We start from the raw sequence: 21930 nt of genomic DNA on the forward strand, positions 1-21930 counted from the left end.
ATGCGACCAAACACACATTGAGGAGCAAAGAGTGCCAGAATTGCCAGAGGTCGAAACCGTGCGCCGGGGGTTGCTGCCGGTGATGGAAGGCGCGCGGATCGCCGAAGCGCTTGTGCGCAGACCAGACTTGCGCTGGCCGTTTCCGGAAAACATGGCTGCGCGTCTGACCGGGCAAACGGTGGTCGCGATGCGGCGCCGGTCGAAATATATTCTGGCAGAGCTGGGTTCGGGCGAGACGTTGCTTATTCACTTGGGCATGTCAGGGCGTATGTTGATCGACGGCGCGCAAACGGCGGCATTCCATGCAAACTCCCAGACGCCGGGCAAACATGACCACGTCATTTTCAAGATGGAAGGCGGCGCCACCGTCACGTTCAATGATGCGCGTCGCTTCGGGGCGATGGATTTGATCCCTACGGACGCGCTGGATGATCACTGGCTGCTTAGCAAACTTGGGCCAGAGCCCTTCGCCAATGCCTTCAACGAAGACTATTTGATCTCAAAGCTTCACGCGCGCAACACGCCGATCAAATCCGCGCTGCTCGATCAGCGCATCGTCGCGGGGCTGGGCAATATCTATGTGTGTGAGGTGCTGCACCGGACCGGAATTTCGCCAAAACGCAAAGCCGGGCAGATTAGTCCGGCGCGGGTAAAAACGCTGATCCCGGCGATCCGGGATGTCTTGCAAGACGCGATAGAGGCGGGGGGCTCTTCGCTGAAAGATCACCGGCAAACCAATGGGGAGCTGGGCTATTTCCAGCATCGTTTCGCTGTTTACGACCGCGAAGGCGCGCCCTGCACGACGCCCGATTGCGGCGGCACTATCGGACGCATTGTTCAATCCGGACGCTCTTCCTTTTATTGCGCGCGCTGCCAAAGATGAATTGACGCGCTGCCTCCGGCTGATAGGTCTAAAGGCCAATGACCTGCAAGGAGGGTTCATTCATGGCGTTCAACACAATCAAAGTCGAGATTGAAGAACATGTCGCGACCATCACGCTCAACCGGCCCGATGCGCTCAACGCATTGAACGCGGAGCTGTTGTCGGAATTATCCGCCGCAGTGACGGAGGCCGAGGGCAACGAAAAGGTCCGCTGCATCATCTTGACAGGATCCGACAAAGCCTTCGCGGCGGGCGCCGACATCACAGAGATGAAGGACCTGTCGTTCGTTGACGTATTCTCCACAAACCTCTTCGTCGAGGATGCTGAAGTGATCAACCGGGCGCGCAAGCCGATCATTGCGGCGGTGTCTGGCTACGCATTGGGCGGCGGGTGCGAACTGGCAATGATGTGCGATTTCATCATCGCGTCAGAGACCGCGAAATTCGGTCAGCCTGAGATCAATCTCGGTGTGATGGCGGGGCTTGGCGGATCGCAGCGTTTGACCAAATTTATTGGCAAGTCCAAGTCTATGGACATGCATCTCACCGGGCGGTTCATGGATGCTGAGGAAGCCGAACGGTCCGGACTGGTCAGTCGCGTCGTACCGGTCAAGAACCTGCTGACTGAAGCGCGCAGCGCGGCAGAGAAAATCGTTGAAAAATCGATGATCGCGACGATGGCGGTAAAGGAAGCTGTGGATCGCAGCTATGAAACCAACCTGTCCGAAGGCCTCTTGTTTGAGCGGCGTTTGTTCCATTCGCTTTTTGCGACCGAGGATCAAACCGAAGGCATGACCGCTTTTGTCGAAAAACGCGAAGCCAAGTTTCGCGACAAGTAAGGGGCATTTTTCCCTTCCAATGCGGTCAATCAGCCTTTATACGCCCGCTATCCATGCGCGTGAGGTCCGCTTTGACCAGAATCACCCGGTTTCCTAAACCCGGGGTCGGGCCGATTGCGCAGCTAGTTCTAATTGACCCGACGAAAGGGAACCGACCATGGCCAATTCGCCACAAGCCAAGAAACGCGCACGCCAGAACGAGCGCCGCTTTGCTGTAAACAAAGCCCGTCGTTCGCGCATCCGCACTTACCTGCGCCGCGTTGAAGAAGCGATTGCCTCCGGCGATCAGGCCGCAGCTGCGGCAGCTCTGAAGGAAATGCAGCCCGAATTGATGCGCGGTGTGTCCAAAGGCGTGATGCATAAAAACACGGCTGCGCGGAAAATGTCTCGCCTGTCGTCGCGGGTGAAGGCTCTCTCTGCGTAAACCTGCAAAGATAGAAAAAATTTTAAACGCGCCGGAAAACGGCGCGTTTTTTTGTGGGACAAAGGGTTACGGGACACTCTTGATCGCTCCACGAGATCTCGAAACTCCAGAGTCTTCAAGTCAAGCGAGAAGATCAGTTGCGACAAGGCCCTCACTGTCGCTAGTTTCACTGAGCGATTCACTTCGTCTAGGGGGACATTGACTATGAGCACGGACGTCGGTCCGAGCGTTTCGGAGCTGTTGCCAGCTGAAACGTGGGACCTGCTAAAAAACGATCCGAAGGCCGTGCTTATAGATGTCAGGTCAAAAGCTGAATGGAGCTTTGTTGGGACACCTGACGTTTCGGAATTGGGGCATTCGGTAGTTTTTGCTGAATGGGCTCATTATCCGGGAATGTCTGCGAATGACCGGTTCGTCGAGGATGTCGAGCGTGCGTTGGATGGAACCATTCCGTCCAAGATGCTCTTCCTTTGTCGATCGGGAGTTCGGTCTCTTGGTGCAGCTGAGGCGATGGGGGCGGCCTTTAAGGCCAAAGGTCACTCCGTGCCATGTATCAGCGTTGCCGAGGGCTTCGAGGGGGATTTGGATTCGCATGAGCGCAGGGGGGCCTGAATGGTTGGAAGGCCCGGGGATTGTGTTGGAAGCAATCCTGAACAATTTTTGAGACGGGTTTGGAATGACTGACGAACAATGGGGACTGACACGCGACGCTCTTCGGGAAACTGTGGGTAAAAACAATTACCTCACCTGGATTGAGCCGCTCAAATACAACGGGTGCCAAGATGGCGTCGTTGAATTTAACGTAAAAACAACCTTTATGGGTGACTGGGTCGCGCGTAATTTCGGAGATGAAATCAAACGCCAATGCCTCAAACAAGGCACGCAAGTGGACCGTCTGGTCTTCGCGGTTGGCAATGCCAAAGAAACACCCGCCAAGACGACTGCCGCAGCGCCCGCACCCGCACCAACCCCGCGGGCCGCTGCCAGAAATGAGCCGGAAATGCCCGGCGCGCCTTTGGACAAGCGCTTTACCTTTGATCGTTTCGTGGTCGGTAAACCCAATGAATTGGCCCATGCCGCGTCCCGTCGCGTTGCAGAAGGTGGCCCCGTCACGTTCAACCCGCTGTTCCTTTACGGTGGTGTCGGCCTTGGTAAGACCCACCTGATGCACGCAATCGCATGGGAGCTTCAGACCCGCTCCCCCGAGTTGCGCGTCGTCTATCTGTCCGCCGAACAGTTCATGTACCGCTTCATTCAGGCCCTGCGCGACAAGCAAATGATGGACTTCAAAGAACTGTTCCGTTCGGTCGACGTGTTGATGGTTGATGATGTGCAATTCATCTCCGGCAAGGATTCCACGCAGGATGAATTCTTCCACACGTTCAACGCGCTGGTGGATCAAGGCAAACAGGTCATCATTTCCGCTGACCGCGCACCGGGTGAAATCGACGGTCTCGAAGATCGTATCAAGTCGCGCCTGCAGTGGGGCTTGGTCGTTGACCTGCACCCGACCGACTATGAGCTGCGCCTCGGCATCCTGCAGCAAAAGGTCGAAAACTACCGCGCCCAGTATCAAGAGCTGAAAATCTCTGACGGCGTGCTGGAATTCCTGGCGCATCGCATTTCAAACAACGTCCGCGTGCTCGAAGGCGCGCTGACCCGGCTCTTCGCCTTTGCGTCGCTGGTGGGCCGCGAAATCACGCTCGATATGGCGCAAGAAAGCCTCGCCGACATTCTGCGCCAGTCCGACCGCAAGGTCACAATGGACGAAATCATGCGCAAGACCTGCGACTACTATAACGTCCGCATGTCCGACATGATGTCGCCCAAACGCTCGCGCAACATCGCCCGGCCTCGCCAAATGGCGATGTGGCTGACCAAGAACCTGACGCAGCGCTCCTATCCCGAGATCGGCAAACGTTTCGGCGGGCGGGACCACACCACTGTGATCCATGCGGTTCGCAAAATCGACGAACTGAAAGCGCAAGACAGCCAGATTGCCGAAGACGCAGAGCTTTTGCGCCGGATGCTAGAGGCCTGAGGAAGGCTTGACCTTCCCGCGCTTACAGCGGACATTCCAAATAACATTTGCACTTGCGGGCGGAGAGGGTACCTTCTCCGCCCCAAATGTCTAAAACGCGATTGCCTAAAAAGGGATACGCCCCGATGAAAATCAGTGTCGAACGCAGCGTTTTGCTGAAAGCCGTGGGCCAGGCCCAATCCGTCGTTGAACGCCGCAACACGATCCCGATCCTGGCAAATGTTCTGATCGAGGCTGAGGGCGACACCGTCAGCTTCCGCGCCACTGACCTTGATATCGAAGTGGTCGACAAAGCACCCGCGCAGGTTGAACGCGCCGGGTCCACAACCGTGTCAGCCACGACGCTGCATGAAATCGTGCGCAAACTGCCTGACGGCGCGCTGGTCTCGCTCACCGACGATGGAGCGTCCGGTCGTCTGACCGTCGAAGCGGGCCGCTCCAACTTTTCCCTTGCGACCCTGCCGAAGGAAGACTTCCCGGTCATGGCAAGCTCGGAATACGAATCTAACTTTTCCGCAAATGCACCCGTTCTGCGCCGCCTCTTCGACAAGTCGAAATTCGCGATTTCTACTGAAGAAACAAGATACTACCTGAACGGCGTTTATATGCATGTCTCTGACGGTGATGGCGGCAAAGTGCTGCGCTGCGTGGCCACAGACGGCCACCGGCTTGCCCGCATTGATGCCGACCTGCCGCCAGAAGCCGCCAATATGCCCGGCGTGATCGTGCCCCGCAAAACCGTGGCAGAGCTGCGCAAATTGCTCGATGACGATGATATGCAAATTGCGGTCTCCGTGTCGGAAACCAAAGTGCGCTTTGCGACGCCAGACATCACACTGACCTCCAAGGTCATCGACGGCACATTCCCTGACTACACACGCGTGATCCCACAGGGAAACACCCGCAAGCTCGAAGTCGACGCCGCGGAATTCGCGCAAGCCGTCGACCGCGTCTCGACCGTATCCTCGGAACGCTCGCGCGCAGTGAAACTGGCGCTGGACGAAGACCGGCTGACGCTGTCTGTCAACGCTCCTGATTCCGGCGCGGCGGAGGAAGAGCTTGCCGTGGCTTACGGCGACGAACGTCTCGAAATTGGCTTCAACGCGAAATACCTACTCGAAATTGCGGGCCAGGTGGATCGCGAAAATGCCGTTTTCATGTTCAACTCCGCCGGTGATCCGACGCTGATGCGCGAAGGCAATGACCAGTCCGCGGTTTACGTTGTGATGCCGATGCGCGTTTGACGCCTGTGAATGGCCGACCTTTACCTCTCTGAGCTGACGCTTTCCCATTTTCGGTCGCACCGCTCCGTACAGATTACCTGCGACGGGCGACCTATTGCGATCCATGGCGCGAACGGTGCCGGTAAGACCAATATTCTTGAAGCCGTCTCGATGCTTTCGCCCGGTCGCGGTATGCGCCGCGCCAAAACCGATGAGATTGCGCGCGCACCCGAACGGCTCGGCTGGAAGGTTTCGGGCGTCCTGCGTTCTTTGGGGCAAATCCATGAGGTCGAAACCCGCGCAGAACACGGCGCAAACCGCGCTGTGGCCATCGACGGTAAAACCGCGCCTCAAATCGCGCTCGGCCGCATTGCCCGGATTGTCTGGTTGATCCCCGCGATGGACCGGCTCTGGATCGAAGGCGCAGAAGGTCGCCGCAGGTTCCTCGATCGTATGACGCTCAGCTTTGAGCCCAGGCATGCCGAAGTCACCGTCGCCTATGAGAAAGCGATGCGCGAACGCAATCGCCTGCTCAAGGATATGGTGCGCGACGCGATGTGGTACAAAGCGCTCGAAGATCAAATGGCGGAAAACGGGGCGGCGATCATTACCCATCGGGCCTCCACCATCGCCCGGCTCCGTACCGCGATGGAGGCCGCGCAAACCGCCTTCCCCACGGCTGATCTGTCGGTTGAGGGCGATCTTATCGACAGCAAAGACAGCCTATTGGATGCGCTCGACCGGTCGCGTCCCGACGACTTGCGGGCCGGGCGCACTCTGATCGGCCCACACCGCGCCGATCTGGGCGCGATCTACCGCGACAAGGGTGTCCCTGCCAGCCAGTGTTCGACGGGCGAACAAAAGGCGCTGTTGATCTCGCTCATCCTCGCCAATGCGCGCGCCTTGTCGGAAGACTTTGGTGCGGCCCCGATCATTCTGTTGGATGAGGTCGCAGCCCATCTCGACGCTGGCAGGCGCGCGGCGCTTTACGACGAAATCTGCGCCTCAGGTGCACAAGCCTGGATGACCGGCACCGGCCCCGAATTATTTGCTGAGCTCGGCGAACGGGCACAGCATATCGAGGTGTCGGAAGAAGACGGTCTTTCTGTCGTCACCGGTGTTTGAAATGCATGCTCTATTAACAAAGGTTAAGAAAGATCACCTTTCAAATTCTGTACAAAATGGGTTAACCGCTTTCAAAACCAGCCCCAATTTGTACAAAACATGACCATCACCCCATTCGAGCTGCTGTTTTACGCAGGCGGCCTCTTCATCCTCTTCATGACCCCCGGGCCCGTCTGGGTCGCCCTTTTGGCACGCGCCATGTCAGGCGGATTCCGAGCTGCCTGGCCCTTAGCTTTGGGCGTCGTCATCGGTGATGTCCTTTGGCCGCTAGTCGCCGTTTTGGGCGTCGCATGGGTCGTTGATCAGGTCAGCTGGTTTATGGATGTGCTGCGCTGGGTCGCCGTGGTCATGTTCGTGACGATGGGTATCTTGTTGATAAGAAACGCAGAAAAACAACTTTCTGAAAACTCGCGCCTGACCCGACCCGGCATGTGGGCGGGCTTTGTGGCGGGGCTTGTCGTGATCCTCGCCAACCCCAAAGCCGTGCTATTCTACATGGGCGTGCTACCTGGCTTCTTTGACCTCAGCCAGGTCACATGGCTCGACATCGTTGCAATCTGTTTTCTCAGCTTTCTCGTGCCACTTCTGGGCAATCTTGCGCTCGCCCTATCAGTGGACCGCGTCCGTGGCCTGTTGACGTCACCTAACGCGTTGAAACGCATCAATATAATTTCTGGTTGGTTGTTAATTGGCGTGGGCGTCGTAATCGCCATCAGCTAGTTGGGATTCCATCGAATTTTCCGACACGGCTCAACCACAATATATTGCGTCAATTGCGTGACAAACCTCTGAAAAAAGGCTAGATTTTGCTCATAAAAGTTGGGAAAGACCACATGGCCGAAGAAGAGCAAAATCAAGAAGACTACGGCGCCGATTCCATTAAAGTTCTCAAAGGGTTAGAGGCCGTACGCAAGCGGCCCGGCATGTATATTGGGGACACGGATGACGGCTCTGGTCTGCACCACATGGTTTATGAGGTTGTCGATAACGGAATTGACGAAGCGCTCGCTGGTCATGCCGACGCCGTAAACGTTAAAATTCACGCCGATGGATCGGTCTCCGTCGGCGATAACGGACGCGGGATTCCTGTCGGTATTCACGAAGAAGAAGGCGTTTCCGCCGCTGAGGTCATCATGACCCAACTCCATGCGGGCGGTAAATTCGACAGCAATTCCTATAAGGTTTCCGGGGGGTTGCACGGCGTGGGGGTCTCGGTCGTCAACGCCTTGTCTGATTGGCTGGAGCTGCGCATCTGGCGCGAAGGCAAAGAACATATCGCACGTTTTGAACATGGTGACACAGTTAAGCATTTGGAAGTGGTGGGCGATACAGACCGTACTGGCACCGAAGTGCGCTTTATGGCCTCGCTGGATACGTTTTCCAGCCGCGACTTTATGTTTGAAACGCTTGAAAAACGCCTGCGCGAGCTGGCTTTCCTGAACTCTGGCGTGCGCATCATCCTCGAAGACGAACGCCCCGCCGAAAAGCTCCGCAGCGAGCTTTATTACGAGGGCGGCGTAAAGGAATTCGTCAAATATATCGACCGTTCCAAATCTGCGATGATGCCCGAACCCATCTATGTCGTTGGAGAGAAAGATGAAATCGGCGTCGAAGTCGCGATGTGGTGGAATGATAGCTACCATGAAACCGTGTTGCCGTTTACCAATAACATCCCGCAACGCGACGGCGGCACCCACATGGCAGGCTTCCGCGGCGCGCTAACGCGCACCATCAACAGCTACGCGCAGACCACCGGCATCGCGAAAAAAGAGAAGGTCTCCTTCACTGGCGACGACGCGCGCGAAGGGCTGACATGTGTCTTGTCCGTCAAAGTGCCCGACCCAAAATTTTCCAGCCAAACCAAAGACAAGCTCGTCTCCTCCGAGGTGCGCCCAGCGGTTGAAAGCCTGATGAACGAAAAGCTGGCCGAGTGGTTCGAAGAGAACCCCAATGAAGCCCGCATCATCGTCACCAAAATCATCGAAGCCGCCCACGCCCGGGAGGCCGCGCGCAAGGCGCGCGAACTGACCCGGCGCAAAACGGCGATGGACGTTAATTTTCTGGCTGGCAAGCTCAAGGACTGCTCCGAAAAAGACCCATCCAAGACTGAAGTCTTTTTGGTCGAGGGTGACAGCGCCGGCGGATCAGCCCAAACGGGCCGGGACCGTCAGACACAAGCCGTGTTGCCGCTTCGTGGCAAGATCCTCAACGTCGAACGCGCACGGTTCGACCGGATGCTTGGCAGCCAAGAAATCGGTAACCTTGTTATGGCGCTCGGCACGGGCATTGGCCGCGATGAATTCGACATTTCCAAGCTGCGCTACCACAAAATCGTCATCATGACAGACGCCGATGTGGATGGGGCGCATATCCGGACGCTCTTGCTGACCTTCTTCTACCGTCAAATGCCGGAACTTATTGAAAACGGTCACCTTTTTATCGCCCAGCCGCCGCTCTACAAGGTCAGCCGGGGCCGGTCTGAGGTCTATATCAAAGACCAAGGCGGGCTCGAGGATTACCTGATCGAACAGGGCATCGATGGGGCCATGCTCAAGCTGCAATCCGGCGAAGAGATCGTTGGCGAAGACCTGCGCCGCATCGTTGAAGAAGCCCGCACCGTGCGCCGTATCCTCGATGCGTTCCCGACCCATTATCCGCGCCATATCCTTGAACAATCTGCCATTGCAGGGGCGTTTGATGGCGCCAAGCTTGAGGCGGATTTGCAAGGTGTTGCGGATACCGTAGCCAAGCGCCTCGACCTGATTGCCCTGGAATATGAGCGCGGTTGGCAAGGCCGCCCGACGCAAGACAAGGGTATCCGTCTCTGGCGCGTATTGCGCGGTGTGGAAGAAGTCCGCATCCTTGATGGTGGTGTGCTGCGATCCGGCGAGGCCCGGCGTTTGGGTCAAATGACGCCGTCCTTGCAAGAGACCTATTCCCAACCAGCGAAACTGATGCGCAAAGATCGCGAACAGCCGGTCTACGGCCCCATCGACCTGCTGCAATCCATCCTAGAAGAAGGCGAAAAAGGCTTATCTTTGCAGCGCTATAAAGGGTTGGGCGAGATGAACCCTGACCAGCTATGGGAAACCACGCTGGACCCAGATGCCCGCACGCTTTTGCAGGTGAAGGTCGAAGATATGGCTGAGGCCGACGATATTTTCACCAAGCTGATGGGGGATGTCGTCGAACCGCGGCGGGAGTTCATCCAAACCAACGCTCTGTCGGTTGAGAATCTGGATTTCTAACCTGTGTCGTCCGACGGCTTTACCGGGTTTGCGATCTATGGGGAGCGCTGCTCGGGCACAAATTATGTCGAGCGATTGCTAGAGCAGAACATTCCGCAGCTCAAGCGGACCAAGGAATATGGGTGGAAACACGGCTTTGTCGCGCCGCGTTATATAAAACCGGAGCATCTTTTTATTGCTGTGACACGGAACGCTTTGGATTGGTTGCCCAGTTTTTATCGGACGCCCCATCAGGTTGGGCCTTGGATAAATGACGCGAATTTTTCGCAATTCTTGCGTCATGAGTGGTCATGCGTGGCAACCGGGAGGGTCTTGGGGAAACCCAACAAACGGCTTGGGCTTGATCGCAGCGTTGAGATGATGGGCGAGCGTCATCCGATCACGGGCGCGCCGATTTCCAATGTGGTCGAGCTGAGAAACCTCAAGTTACAATCGCTTCTCAAGTTGCGTGCGCTGACGCCAAACGCGGTATTTCTTTCCTATGAAGCAGCGCGTGATGCACCTGTTGAGACGATTAACCTTGTGCGCGACAGGATGGGCCTGCCGTCGTCGAGCGATCTGGAAGCAATTGAAGACGATGTCTCAAGGACAATGCGCCGTGACGGTGCCGGCGACCGAAACTTGTCAGCCCTGCCTGAATTCACACAAGGGGATCTTAGTTTTGTGTTGGACGCGCTCGACCTCGCGCAAGAAGCCGTCTTTGGGTACACCTATGACGCATTGCCCTGACCCTCTGGCAGGTCCTCGCCCTGCGTGGCAGGAGGGACCATGGTCGAGATTCTAGAAACGGATATTCTGATTGTTGGCGGCGGGCCAGCAGGGCTTTCAGTCTCGGGCGCGCTGCAAGGTGTCGACTCCGTCTTGGTGCATCAGGACAAAGAAATTGGCAAACCTGTTCGAACCTCTGGTGGGTCATGGTTGAAAGACGTGCAGCGCCTTGAAATTCCAGAAGAATTCTACCAACGCATTGATCAGATGGACGTTTTTTCGGACACGCGCGAAGTCAATGTTGATATTCGTGACGCGCCAGCGGTGGTGCTCGACATAACGCGGCTCTACAAATGGCTCGGCGCGCGGGCATCGTCCGAAATATTTTGCGGCACCAAATTCTTGCGTACAAAGCGCGTTGAGGCGGGCTATTTGTCTACCCTGCGCACCGCAGGGGAGGGCGAATGGCAGATCAAATCGCGTCAGATCATTGACGCTTCGGGCTGGCATTGCGCCGTTCTTGAAAGCCTGGGCCTAAACCAGAAACCCGCGCGCGACGCGGTCGGGTTGGAATACGAATACCCCGTTGCAGGCGCGGACATGAGACGTGCGGTTTTGTTTTTTGGCGCTTTTGCACTGTCAGGCTATGGCTGGGCTTTTCCGACAAATTACGGGACGATGCGGTTGGGCGTTGGGGTCATACGTCCGGATTCCGATGCCTCGCCTAAGGACATGATGGCAGCGCTTTTGGCATCAGATCAGCTAGAACGAATGGCCATCCCACGCCCCGACGGCGAGCATGTCAATGCAGGTACGATCCCCTCAATCGCCTATGAAAAACAGCTGGTCTACGGGGATGTCATCCGCGTGGGGGACAGTGCGAACATGGCAACCCCAACGCTTGGCGAAGGGTTGCGCATTTGCATAAAACAAGGTCGGCTCTTGGGGCATGCTTTGTCTGAAGGGTCCCCCAAGGCACTGAAAAGATGGGAAAGACAAGCGGCACGTCAGCTGTCGCTTAACTATCAGATCGGGTTCTGGATCAATCGCGCGGCGGCCAAATACACGACAAAAAACTGGGAACGCTCGCTACGGCGCATGGAAAAAATGCCAGGTGCCGAACTGATGCGCTATTTTCAAAATGACTTTTCGGTTGGGATGATTGTGCGAAGGGTAACGCTTTTGATTTGGCGGAAATGTGTGGACCGATCTGCGCAGCTTTTTCGAAGGTGAGTGGGTCGTCAGATCGACTTTTGATTGACCCGTTTCGACAGCTCTGCCGCGCTTTCCACGCGTTCTGAATAGCGGTCGACCAGCTCGTCGCGAATGTCGCGGGTTAGGATCGTGAAGCGCATCAGTTCTTCCATCACATCGACCATACGGTTGTAGAACGGCGACGGGTTCATGCGGCCCTTTTCAAATTCAAGCCACGCTTTGGGGGTCGAGAACTGGTTCGGGATGGTCAGCAGACGCATCCAGCGGCCCAGAATGCGCAGCTGGTTGACCGTGTTGAAACTTTGGGAGCCGCCATTAACCTGACCGATGGCCAGCACCTTGCCTTGGGTCGGCCGTACGCCACCCAGTGCCAGCGGGATCCAGTCGATCTGCGTTTTCATGATGCCCGTCATCGCGCCGTGACGCTCTGGGCTGACCCAGACCATGGCGTCGCAGGCGGTGACCTTGTCGCGCAGCTCGGCTACTTTTTCGTGGCTGGCGTCTTCGGCGTCCGGCAAGGGCAGGCCGCGCGGGTCATAGGTCACGGTCTCGGCCCCGAATTTCTGCAAGATCCGCGCGCATTCCTCAGAGGCGGCACGCGAATAGGACGTGTCGCGCAGTGAGCCGTACAGCAACAAGATGTTCGGCGGTGGGCCGTCAAACGCGATGGGCTGAAACTGGCTGTCTTCAATATTGGGTGTGTCGCTCATCCGATATGCCTTTCGCCGCGTTTATGGGCCAGCTCGATCTGTCTTTGACGGTCGCGGAAGCGGGTTTTGTCGGCCTCCGACGTCTCGTCAATGCAGTGGTGGCAAGAGACACCCGGCTCATATTCGCCACGACGCAGGTCTTCGGGTTCCAGCGGGCGACGGCAGGCATAGCACAGCTTGTGCTTGCCTTCCTTCAGCCCGTGGCCAACGGAAACCCGCCCGTCAAACACGAAACACTCCCCATCCCAGGTGCTTTGGCCTTCGGGAATGCGCTCAAGATACTTGAGAATGCCGCCTTTGAGATGAAACACGTCTTCGACGCCCTGGCCCAGAAGGTAGTTGGTCGATTTTTCACAGCGGATGCCGCCAGTGCAAAACATCGCAATTTTCTTGTTGTGGAACCGGTCTTTATTGGCCTGCCACCAGGCTGGAAATTCGCCGAAGCTTTTGGTTTCCGGGTCGATGGCCCCCTGAAAAGTGCCTATCGCGACCTCATAATCATTGCGGGTGTCGATCACCGCGACATCGTCGCTTTCAATCAATGCGTTCCAGTCCTCCGGCTCGACATAATGCCCGGTGCCGGCGGTCGGGTCCACGTCGGGTTGGCCCATGGTCACAATCTCGCGCTTCAGCCGGACTTTCATTCGGTTGAATGGCATTTGGGAAGCAGTGCTTTCCTTATGCTCCAACGTGGCACAGCCGGGTAGGGCGCGCAGATGCGCCAGCAACGCGTCGATGCCATCACGTTTTCCGGCAACGGTGCCATTGATGCCTTCGCGCGCGACCAGAAGCGTGCCCCGGATCCCATGCGTCTCACACAGTGCCACCAGCGCCGGGCGCAGGCCGTCGGGATCATCAAAACGGGTGAAGTGGTATAGGGCCGCGACGGTGTACATGGCGCCCAGATACGAGGCTTGGGCGTTGCATTCAAGAGGGGAGCGGCCTAGCAATAGAGCAACCACAGGAGGTGGCTCATGCGCGATGCATCCGAAGCTTTGATCGTGATTGATATGCAAAACGATTTTTGCCCCGGCGGCGGCTTGGCCGTTGCGGGCGGCGATGAGATCGTCAGCGATATTAACGATCTGATGGGCGATTTTCAAAATGTGATCCTCACGCAGGATTGGCATCCGTCCGGGCATTCCTCTTTTGCTTCGTCGCATGCAGGGATGGACCCGTTCACCATGACCGAGATGGCGTATGGCCCACAAATGCTGTGGCCGGATCATTGCATTCAAGGCAGCGACGGTGCCGCGTTTCACCCCGATTTGAATCTCAACCCGGCCCAAATGATTGTGCGCAAAGGCTTTCGGCCGGGCATCGACAGCTACTCGGCGTTTTTTGAAAATGACCGGACCACGACAACGGGACTGGCGGGATATTTGCGGATGCGGTCGATCCAGAAGCTGACACTGGTGGGCCTGGCGCTGGACTATTGCGTGGCCTATTCCGCCATTGATGGCGCCAAGCTGGAATTCGACGTGACGGTCGCCTATGAAATGAGCCGCGCAATTGCCGAAGACAGTCTGAAGACCGCCGTTGAGAATATGCGCGACGCTGGCGTGACATTGGCCGCTTAAGCGGCACTGGACAGGCGCGGCCACATCCGCTCTAACTGCTGTTCGGTCAGGGAGGCTTCACATGGTCGACATCGCGACACGCGTTTACAATCACAAGTGGAAGATCGACCCGATCGTCCGCTCGCTGATTGACACGGATTTTTACAAGCTGCTGATGTGCCAATCGGTGTTTCGCAACAAACCCGACACTGATGTCACCTTCTCGCTGATCAACCGGACCAAATCCATCCGCCTGGCCGATATCGTCGATGAGGGCGAGCTGCGCGAGCAATTGGATCATGTGCGATCCCTGTCGCTGTCGCGCGGGGAAAGCACCTTTTTGCGCGGCAACACGTTTTACGGCAAGCGGCAGATGTTCCGGCCCGATTTCATGGAGTGGTTCGAAGGGTTTCGCATGCCCGACTACCATTTGGAAAAGCGTGACGGGCAATATGAGCTGACATTTGAAGGCAAATGGCCTGACGTGATGCTGTGGGAAATTCCCGCGCTTGCGATTTTGATGGAGCTGCGCTCGCGCGCGGTATTGAAAGACATGGGCCGGTTCGAGCTACAGGTGCTATACGCCCGCGCGATGACGCGGCTGTGGGAAAAAGTCGAGGCGCTGCAAGGCGTTAAGGACTTGCGGCTGGCGGATTTCGGGACCCGGCGTCGGCATAGTTTCATGTGGCAGGACTGGTGCGTCCAGGCCATGGGCGAGGGGCTGGGTGGGAAATTCGCAGGTACGTCGAACTGCCTGATCGCGATGCGGCGGGAGGTCGAAGCGATTGGAACCAACGCGCATGAATTGCCGATGGTGTATTCCGCACTTGCGCAAAGTGACGACGAATTGCGCCGCGCGCCCTACGACGTTCTGGCCGATTGGCATGAGGAACATGATGGCAATCTGCGTATTATTTTGCCCGATACCTATGGGACCGAAGGGTTTTTGAATAATGCGCCCGACTGGCTTGCGAAATGGACAGGTATTCGCGTGGATTCCGGGGATCCGGCAACCGCTGCCGAGATCGCGATCAAGTGGTGGACTGAACGCGGCGAAGACCCGCGCGAGAAGCTGGTGATCTTCTCAGACGGGCTCGACGTTGATAAAATTATAGAGCTGCAAACGCAGTTTGCAGGCCGCGTGCGGGTCTCCTTCGGGTGGGGCACGATGCTGACCAACGATTTCCGCGGTCTTGTGCCCGATGACGCGTTGAAGGCGTTTTCACTGGTCTGCAAAGCCGTCAGCGCGAACGGAAATGCGACTGTGAAGCTGTCAGACAACCCCAAAAAGGCCATGGGTCCGGCGTTGGAGATCGAACGGTATAAGCGTGTCTTTGGCGTCGGCGCGCAGCGCGAATTGGACGTCGTTGTTTGAAAACCCAGATGGGGGCCAGCCCCCGTGCGCTTCGCGCCCTCCCCCGGAATATTTTTAAAACAATGAAGGGGCGGGTTACGCGTTGAGGAAGCGGTGTGCGCAGCGCAATGCGCGTTCTGCATAGACCCGTTGGCGCGGGTCATCTTCAGGGCAACGCGCGATTACCCAGCCGCAGGATGCGAGCGCGCGTAGCAGAGTGAAAAGCGGCATCAACTGCGGGTCGCAGCCATAACCACGGCAGAGAGCGGCGGCGAGCGCGTTGCGGTTTGGGTGGTCTTGGTGTTGCACCAGCGCAGTGCCCAGATCGTATAACCGGTAGCCATAGCCTGCATCATCGAAGTCAATGATATGCAACCCATCCGCGTTTTGCAGTATGTTTTCCTGTAGCAGGTCGGCATGGATCAGTCCTATGTCTAAGTCTTTGATACTAGACAATTGCTGCGCAGCATTTGCGCGTGTTTTTTGCAGTAGTTCGACCTCATCAGTGCTGAGCGAGGGATTGTCCCAAAACCGGCCCCAATGCGGGTTTTCGCCAAGCAACGCGTCTTTGTCCCAGCTGGGGCGCTGCAACTGACCAAACTTCAGCTCGTCCGTGATCTGATGCATGTCGCGGATGGTTTGGCCGAGGCGTTCCATAAGGGTGAGGTGGTCTTGCAATGTGCCATCAAATGGTTTCCCGCCCTCCCCAATCGGCGCTGCGTCGATCCAGGATACCATCGACGTCACATTGCCAAGGGCGTCGCTCACAACCATCCCTTGCAGGTCGGTCAGGATGGGCCGGGGGCAGGGGAAACCTTGTTTTGCAAGCGCGTTTGTCCAATGAAGTTCCGCCCAGATATCGGCGGCAGTCTGGTAACCCGGGCGGTGTAGGCGCAAGGCTGCTTTGATACCGCCTGCGAGGGTGACCTCAAACACAGCGTTTTCGCGGTCGGCGATCAGGCGCGGCGGCGTTAGTGAGCCGCCCCAAGATGCACAGGCTTTGATCGCTTGGGCCGTCAAATCAGTCATAGGGCGTGTCATTCAAGACCGTGTTTAGCGTGTCCATGGCAAGGTCGGCATGGTCGCGCGTGAACGGCATAGGCGGACGCATCTTCAGCGTGTTCATATGCCGCCCGATCCGGTTCAACAGCACACCGCGCTTGCGCATTCCTTCGACGATGCGGGCGGCGAAATCTGTGGCCGGGCTGCCATCTGCATGGGCGAATTCGATGCCGAAAAACAGGCCTTGGCCGCGGGCCTCGACCTTGAGCGGATGTTCGACCTGGGCGAGGCGCGACAAGGCGTAAGCACCCGTTTCTAGAGCGTTTCTTTGCAAACCTTCGTCTTCCAACACATCAAGTGTGGCCATGGCCGCAGCGCAGCTGACCGGGTTGCCACCAAATGTGTTGAAATACCCAAAAGCGGTGCGGAAGGCCGCCATTATGTCAGGGCGCGCGATGGCCGCAGCACAGGGATGCCCATTGGCCATGGGCTTGCCGATGGTGACCACATCGGGCGCGAAGCCCAGCCAATCATGCCCCCAGAAATGGGACCCAAGCCGCCCGAAACCGGGTTGCACCTCATCACACAGGATCAGGCCGCCAGCAGCTTTGACGGCTGAAACCGTCGGATCAAGGAAGCCGGGTGCGACGCTCGGGAAACCCTCGTTGGCGAAGCTGGGGCAGAGCATAAGACCCGCAAAGCCATGTCCAGCAGCCTCCAATTCCGAAATCGCGCGGGCGATGTTTTCGGCGAAGACCTGCGCCTGATCTTCTTGCGTGCCACCCAAGGGATCGACAGAATTTGGCGCGGGCACCAGACGGATATGTCCGGGATAGCCGCCAATCGGCGGGCGGCGTGTGGACAGCGCAGAGACGGCGGAGGTGTTGCCGTGATAGGTGTTGTCGGTCGCGATGAATCCGGCTTTTCCGGTTACAGCTTGCGCCATGCGCAGGGCGATATCGTTTGCCTCTGACCCGGTGCAAACCATGATCATCTGGCTCAGGTCGTGGTCCAGCTTGGCGGTCAGCCGGTCGGCATAGTCGAGAATGCCTTCATGCAAGTAGCGTGTATGGGTGTTGAGTGTCGCAGCCTGCCGCGCAATCGCCTCAACCACATGCGGATGGCAGTGACCGACATGTGGAACATTGTTGTAGCAATCGAGATATTTGCGCCCGTTCGCATCCCAAAGCCAGACACCCTCACCGCGCACAATATGGACCGGTTCCTCATAAAAGGTGGGCACATTGGGGCCAAGTCGTTCGGCGCGGCGCGCCAAAAGGTCAGTCGTCATAGTTGATTTTCCCACGCATCGATTTGATTTCGCCGCGTTGCTTCTTGGCGGCGATGCGGCGCCTTTGGGACCCCAGCGTTGGTCGGGTCGGGCGCCGTTTTTTGGGCGTTTCGCATGCTTTGAGGATCAGCTCTTTCAGCCGTGTTTCGGCGATCTCGCGATTGCGGGCCTGGCTGCGCGTGTCTTGAACCTGCAGCACCAACGCACCCTCATTCGTCCATCGCCGCCCGGCCAAACGCTTCAATCGGGCTTTGACCGCCGGGGGCAGATGGGGGGACCGCTCGGCTTCGAACCGCAATTCGACAGCCGTGGAGACCTTGTTGACGTTCTGCCCGCCGGGCCCAGAGGCGCGGGTGAAGCTTTCGGAAAGCTCCCAGTCTTCGATGGTGATTTGGTCGTTTACGCGGATCATGGCAGCACCGTATGCGCGTGCGGGCCAAAGAGAAAGGGCCGCCGACAGCGCAGCGACCCTTCCGAGATCTGATGGAGGTGGGGTCAAGTGGATTGACCTGGTACCTCGGTGTGGTTCAGGGGGCTGCCCCTAAAAGCGCACCTCCGCACCTTGCTTGACACCTTCTTCCAATATCACTCTAGACATGGACACCTCCTTTCTCTGGTTGCTGTTGAGAATGATGGTGCCATATCTTGTGTATAAAACAAGATGTTTTTACACAGCCCTTTGCGAAAGTTTTGTAACGAGGATGCGGAACGGGACAAGTGCCACCAAAGCAACAGCCAGTTTCACGCCCCAATCAGCCACAGCCAGCGATACCCAAAGCGGCAAAAGCGGGCCTTGGCCAAGCAGCGGCACGCCTTCCCAAGACCAGTTCACAGCGGCGTCTGCGCCCGGGCCAAAGATGGTGACGGAAGCGGAAAAGGCGATGGTAAAGAAAAGCGCTGTGTCGACAGCAGACCCCACAATTGTTGAGACCAGCGGCGCTTTCCACCATGTACCGGCGCGCAAACGGTCGAAGATAGACACGTCCAACAATTGCGCCGTCAGGAAGGCGATGGCCGATGCCACGGCGATGCGCAGCGGTACGGCTGGTCCGAACTCGAGCATGATTTGCGACCCGATCAGCGAACAGATGATGCCGACGATGAAGCCTGCAAATACGACTTTGCGCGCGGCGGAGACGCCATACAGCCGGTTCATCAGGTCGGTGATCAAAAATGCAATTGGATAGGTGAAAGCGCCCCAAGTCAGCCAATTGCCGAACAAGAATTGCACCAGAATGTTGGAGGCGACCACCACAGCGGCCATGGCAAGAATGCCGGGGATAAGACGTGTCATTGATGTGTTCCGTTTTGACAAGGTAGCGGAGACTTGGAAAGTGAGGCGCGGTTTAGGAGATGCGTGCTCGCGGCGCAAGGGCTATCATTTGGCCAAGCGGGTTTAGAACTCAGGGCAGGCGTTTCGTGGAAGATGTGATCAACTGGCGGCGCGTGAATGCGCATGTGACAAGCTCTGGTCAGCCGACCGAGACGCAATTGGCAAAGATCAAAGCGATGGGCGTGGGTGACGTGATCAACCTTGGGCCGCATAGCAATAAGGGCGCTTTACCGGATGAGGCGGGCAGCCTAGACGCGCTCGGCGTCCGTTATCACTATATTCCGGTTGATTTTGATGCTCCTACAGATGCTGATTTTACCGATTTTTGTGAGACTCTTGCGCTCATTGGGGAGGCACCCGTTCATGTGCATTGCATCTACAACGCGCGGGTCTCAGCATTCTTCTACCGTTTTGCGGCTGAAGGGCGCGGCGGTGATGCGGAAGAAGCGTTCGCACGCATGGATTCGATCTGGCGGCCGGGCGACGTTTGGGCCGAATTCATTGGCAAGCCTGAGGATGCTCAGAAACCCAATCGGTACAAAGGTTATGACTATTAGGGCATGAAAAAGCCGATTTTCGGCCTCAAAGGCCGTATAAACGGCGCAATATTCGGAAATTGCCCCAGAATTTCCACAATTAAGTGCCACCCCGGTTCCGTTAGGTAAGTCTGATGGAAGGATGGCGTAGTGGAAACGCATGTGAGAATCCGGAAAAAAGTGCCCGAAATCAAGCGGCAATGCCATCGATGCAACGGCACAGGGCTGGCGCCCTGCCGCATTTGTGCGGGGTCCGGCCGCGTCATGATCGGTAAAACCTTTGACGGAAAACCGAATTTTGACCGCTGTTCAGGTTGCATGGGGCGCAAGACCGGTCGTTGCCCAAAATGTCAGGGCGAGCGGTTCGTTTAGACCCCGGCCTCCACAATCGCATCTGCAAGGATGGGGATCGACGCCTCGTTGAGGCCCGCGATATTCATCCGGCTGTCACCGACCATATAGATGCCATGGCTCTTGCGCATCGCCTCAACCTGTTCCGGCGTAGCGCCGAGGCGTGAGAACATACCGCGGTGATCTGCCAGAAACCCAAACCTATCAGACCCGGTGCGCTTGCGCAGCGTGTCGGCCAGTTGCTTGCGCAGCTTGAGCATGCCGGTGCGCACGTCTTCTAACTCAGCGGCCCAATCCTTGCGCAACGCATCGTCGGTCAGAATCATCGTGACAACCCGCGCGCCATGGTCCGGCGGGAATGAAAAGTTCTGGCGGTTCAGGAATGCCAGCGTTTTCTGGTTTAGCTCGGTCTTCGCGCTGTCTTGCGCAAGCGCCATCAGCAAGCCGACGCGTTCGCGGTAGACCCCGAAATTCTTCGAACAGCTCGCCGCAATCAGCATTTCAGGCTGCTTTTTGGCCAGGTGGCGCACGCCCCAGGCATCCGCCTCCAACCCGTCGCCGAAGCCTTGGTAGGCGATATCGACAAAGGGGATGAGCTGCTTGGCGATCAGCAGGTCCGAGACCTCCTGCCATTGCTGGCTGTTCAGATTCGCGCCGGTCGGGTTGTGGCAGCAGCCATGCAGCAGCACCACATCGCCGGGCTTGGCATTCGACAGATCCGTCAACATCCCATTGAAATCGACGGCGCGCGTATCGGCGTCAAAATAGCGGTACTCCGCCATGTTCATGCCGAGGTATTTGATGATCGAGGGGTGGTTTGGCCATGTCGGGGCCGACAGCCAGATCGTGGCCTCGGGGCTGGCCATCTGAATCAGCTCGAGCCCCTGACGCACGGCGCCGGTCCCGCCGGGTGTGGCGGCAGCGGCGAAATTATTGGGGCTCACCGTGTCGCCCAGGATCAGGTCCCGCATGGCGTGGTGGAAATCTGCCTCGCCGGCTAGCCCGGTGTAGGATTTGGTGGCTTCGACCTCCCACAGCTGCTTTTCTGCTGTCTTCACGGCGCGCATGATCGGGGTCAGTCCTGTCGCGTCTTTATAAACGCCCACACCGAGGTCGATTTTTGTCTCTCGCGGGTCAGCCTTGAAGGCTGCCATCAGGGCGAGGATTTTGTCGGCGGGCTGCGCCTTCAAGGTCTCAAACATGTCTTATCCGGTTTCTATCGGCAATTGGTCAAACTGGCCCCATTCGGCCCAAGACCCGTCATAAAGGGCGTGGTTGCGATGACCAATCCGTTCCAGCGCAAGTGAGAGGATTGCCGCCGTCACACCCGACCCACAAGTTGTGATCACAGGCTTGGTCAGATCGGCGCCGGAGGCCTCAAACGTCGTTTTGAGCTGCGGGACGGATTTCATCGTACCGTTGGCATTCAGCAAAGTTGCGTAATGCACATTGGTGGCGCCCGGCATATGCCCGGCGCGCATCCCTTCGCGTGGCTCGGGCTCAGTCCCCGCAAAGCGACCCGGGCCGCGGGCGTCCAGTATGGCGTGATCCCCTAGCTTGGCGGCTGCGGCGACTTGCGTGACGTCGCGCACCAGATGCGCTTGGCGTTGCACGGTCATGTGGCGTTCTTTCAAAACCGGGGGCAGGTCCTCCGTCTCGCGACCCTCCGCGACCCATTTTGGGTAGCCACCATCGAGCACGGCAATATCGGTCTTGCCCATCAGGCGAAACAGCCACCAAACGCGCGCCGCTGAAAACAGCCCAGCGCCGTCATAGACCACTACTTGATGCCCGTCGCCCACGCCCATGGCGCGCAATCGGGACATGAATTTTTCGGCCGGCGGGGCCATATGCGGAAGGGCGGACCGCGTATCGGCGATCTCATCAATATCAAAGAACCGTGCGCCGGGGATATGGCCGCGACCGTATTCAGCTTTCGCGTCGCGCCCGGCATCGGGCAGGTACCAGCTTGCGTCCAGAATGCGCAAATCCGGGTCGTTGATATGCTGTGCCAGCCAGTCGGTGCTGACCAAGGTCGTCGGGTCGTCTGACATGTTTCACCTGCCACTTCGGGATGCCTGACACCTA

The 21930-nt window shown here is 57.6% G+C and carries 22 protein-coding genes; 14 read left to right on the forward strand and 8 right to left on the reverse strand.

Translation table 11 applies throughout. From position 1 onward, the window contains the following. Positions 1-31 precede the first annotated feature (31 nt). The 11 genes from mutM to ACZ1G7_RS14505 all read left to right on the forward strand — a co-directional run bounded on the left by mutM (position 32) and on the right by ACZ1G7_RS14505 (position 11724). Entirely contained in the window at positions 32-883 is an 852-nt protein-coding gene (gene mutM, locus ACZ1G7_RS14455; RefSeq protein ID WP_472660087.1) for a bifunctional DNA-formamidopyrimidine glycosylase/DNA-(apurinic or apyrimidinic site) lyase, read from the forward strand. Between the two features lie 62 nt (positions 884-945). Then, positions 946-1722: an enoyl-CoA hydratase gene (locus ACZ1G7_RS14460; protein WP_472660088.1), complete on the forward strand. Its 777-nt coding sequence runs from the start codon at positions 946-948 to the stop codon at positions 1720-1722. Positions 1723-1879: 157 nt separating this feature from the next. Further along, the gene (gene rpsT / locus ACZ1G7_RS14465; RefSeq protein ID WP_472660089.1) at positions 1880-2146 is read left to right on the forward strand and encodes a 30S ribosomal protein S20; all 267 of its coding nucleotides are present in this window, start codon (positions 1880-1882) and stop codon (positions 2144-2146) included. Positions 2147-2350: 204 nt separating this feature from the next. Continuing rightward, entirely contained in the window at positions 2351-2758 is a 408-nt protein-coding gene (locus tag ACZ1G7_RS14470; protein ID WP_472660090.1) for a rhodanese-like domain-containing protein, read from the forward strand. Positions 2759-2822: 64 nt separating this feature from the next. Further along, positions 2823-4187, forward strand: a complete 1365-nt coding sequence (gene dnaA / locus ACZ1G7_RS14475; protein WP_472660091.1) for a chromosomal replication initiator protein DnaA — start codon at positions 2823-2825, stop codon at positions 4185-4187. Between the two features lie 125 nt (positions 4188-4312). Continuing rightward, positions 4313-5431: a DNA polymerase III subunit beta gene (dnaN, locus tag ACZ1G7_RS14480; RefSeq protein WP_472660092.1), complete on the forward strand. Its 1119-nt coding sequence runs from the start codon at positions 4313-4315 to the stop codon at positions 5429-5431. Positions 5432-5440: 9 nt separating this feature from the next. Beyond that, on the forward strand, positions 5441-6535 hold the full coding sequence (gene recF / locus ACZ1G7_RS14485) for a DNA replication/repair protein RecF (RefSeq protein ID WP_472660093.1): 1095 nt from the start codon (positions 5441-5443) through the stop codon (positions 6533-6535). A gap of 99 nt (positions 6536-6634) precedes the next feature. Next, a complete protein-coding gene (locus ACZ1G7_RS14490; RefSeq protein ID WP_472660094.1) occupies positions 6635-7255 on the forward strand; it encodes a LysE family translocator in 621 nt (206 codons plus the stop codon). A 113-nt stretch (positions 7256-7368) separates the two neighbouring features. Then, a complete protein-coding gene (gene gyrB, locus ACZ1G7_RS14495; protein ID WP_472660095.1) occupies positions 7369-9783 on the forward strand; it encodes a DNA topoisomerase (ATP-hydrolyzing) subunit B in 2415 nt (804 codons plus the stop codon). A gap of 312 nt (positions 9784-10095) precedes the next feature. Then, positions 10096-10512 (forward strand): hypothetical protein, encoded by a 417-nt coding sequence (locus ACZ1G7_RS14500; protein ID WP_472660096.1) that lies wholly within the window; start codon positions 10096-10098, stop codon positions 10510-10512. Positions 10513-10551: 39 nt separating this feature from the next. Further along, positions 10552-11724, forward strand: a complete 1173-nt coding sequence (locus ACZ1G7_RS14505) for an NAD(P)/FAD-dependent oxidoreductase (RefSeq protein ID WP_472660097.1) — start codon at positions 10552-10554, stop codon at positions 11722-11724. Between the two features lie 8 nt (positions 11725-11732). On the opposite strand, the gene arsH is transcribed toward ACZ1G7_RS14505, so the two are convergent. Both arsH and trhO read right to left on the reverse strand, forming a co-directional pair. Further along, complete coding sequence (arsH, locus tag ACZ1G7_RS14510) at positions 11733-12416, reverse strand: arsenical resistance protein ArsH (protein ID WP_472660098.1); 684 nt, start codon at positions 12414-12416, stop codon at positions 11733-11735. Next, complete coding sequence (trhO, locus tag ACZ1G7_RS14515; protein ID WP_472660099.1) at positions 12413-13312, reverse strand: oxygen-dependent tRNA uridine(34) hydroxylase TrhO; 900 nt, start codon at positions 13310-13312, stop codon at positions 12413-12415. Before trhO ends, arsH begins: the two co-directional genes overlap by 4 nt. A 78-nt stretch (positions 13313-13390) precedes the next feature. On the opposite strand from trhO, the gene pncA reads away from it, so the two are divergent. Both pncA and pncB read left to right on the forward strand, forming a co-directional pair. After that, the gene (pncA, locus tag ACZ1G7_RS14520) at positions 13391-13996 is read left to right on the forward strand and encodes a bifunctional nicotinamidase/pyrazinamidase (RefSeq protein WP_472660100.1); all 606 of its coding nucleotides are present in this window, start codon (positions 13391-13393) and stop codon (positions 13994-13996) included. 61 nt (positions 13997-14057) lie between these two features. Continuing rightward, positions 14058-15350 (forward strand): nicotinate phosphoribosyltransferase, encoded by a 1293-nt coding sequence (gene pncB / locus ACZ1G7_RS14525; RefSeq protein ID WP_472660101.1) that lies wholly within the window; start codon positions 14058-14060, stop codon positions 15348-15350. A 75-nt stretch (positions 15351-15425) separates the two neighbouring features. On the opposite strand, the gene ACZ1G7_RS14530 is transcribed toward pncB, so the two are convergent. The 4 genes from ACZ1G7_RS14530 to ACZ1G7_RS14545 all read right to left on the reverse strand — a co-directional run bounded on the left by ACZ1G7_RS14530 (position 15426) and on the right by ACZ1G7_RS14545 (position 18916). Continuing rightward, the gene (locus tag ACZ1G7_RS14530) at positions 15426-16358 is read right to left on the reverse strand and encodes a phosphotransferase enzyme family protein (RefSeq protein WP_472660102.1); all 933 of its coding nucleotides are present in this window, start codon (positions 16356-16358) and stop codon (positions 15426-15428) included. Beyond that, complete coding sequence (locus ACZ1G7_RS14535; RefSeq protein ID WP_472660103.1) at positions 16351-17622, reverse strand: aspartate aminotransferase family protein; 1272 nt, start codon at positions 17620-17622, stop codon at positions 16351-16353. The genes ACZ1G7_RS14530 and ACZ1G7_RS14535 overlap by 8 nt, the downstream gene beginning before the upstream one ends. After that, positions 17612-18034 carry an alternative ribosome rescue aminoacyl-tRNA hydrolase ArfB gene (gene arfB, locus ACZ1G7_RS14540; protein ID WP_472660104.1) on the reverse strand — a complete coding sequence of 141 codons (423 nt, stop codon included), beginning with the start codon at positions 18032-18034 and terminating at the stop codon, positions 17612-17614. Before arfB ends, ACZ1G7_RS14535 begins: the two co-directional genes overlap by 11 nt. 255 nt (positions 18035-18289) lie before the next feature. Continuing rightward, positions 18290-18916, reverse strand: a complete 627-nt coding sequence (locus ACZ1G7_RS14545; protein WP_472660105.1) for a queuosine precursor transporter — start codon at positions 18914-18916, stop codon at positions 18290-18292. Between the two features lie 125 nt (positions 18917-19041). On the opposite strand from ACZ1G7_RS14545, the gene ACZ1G7_RS14550 reads away from it, so the two are divergent. Beyond that, positions 19042-19512, forward strand: coding sequence for a protein tyrosine phosphatase family protein (locus ACZ1G7_RS14550; RefSeq protein WP_472660106.1), 471 nt, complete (start codon positions 19042-19044; stop codon positions 19510-19512). 347 nt (positions 19513-19859) lie between these two features. Here the strand turns inward: ACZ1G7_RS14550 and ACZ1G7_RS14555 are convergent, their stop codons facing one another. Then, entirely contained in the window at positions 19860-21044 is a 1185-nt protein-coding gene (locus ACZ1G7_RS14555) for an amino acid aminotransferase (RefSeq protein WP_472660107.1), read from the reverse strand. Between the two features lie 3 nt (positions 21045-21047). Continuing rightward, entirely contained in the window at positions 21048-21896 is an 849-nt protein-coding gene (gene sseA / locus ACZ1G7_RS14560; protein WP_472660108.1) for a 3-mercaptopyruvate sulfurtransferase, read from the reverse strand. Positions 21897-21930: the final 34 nt, after the last annotated feature.

Source organism: Litoreibacter sp. JB4-2, from assembly GCF_055693445.1.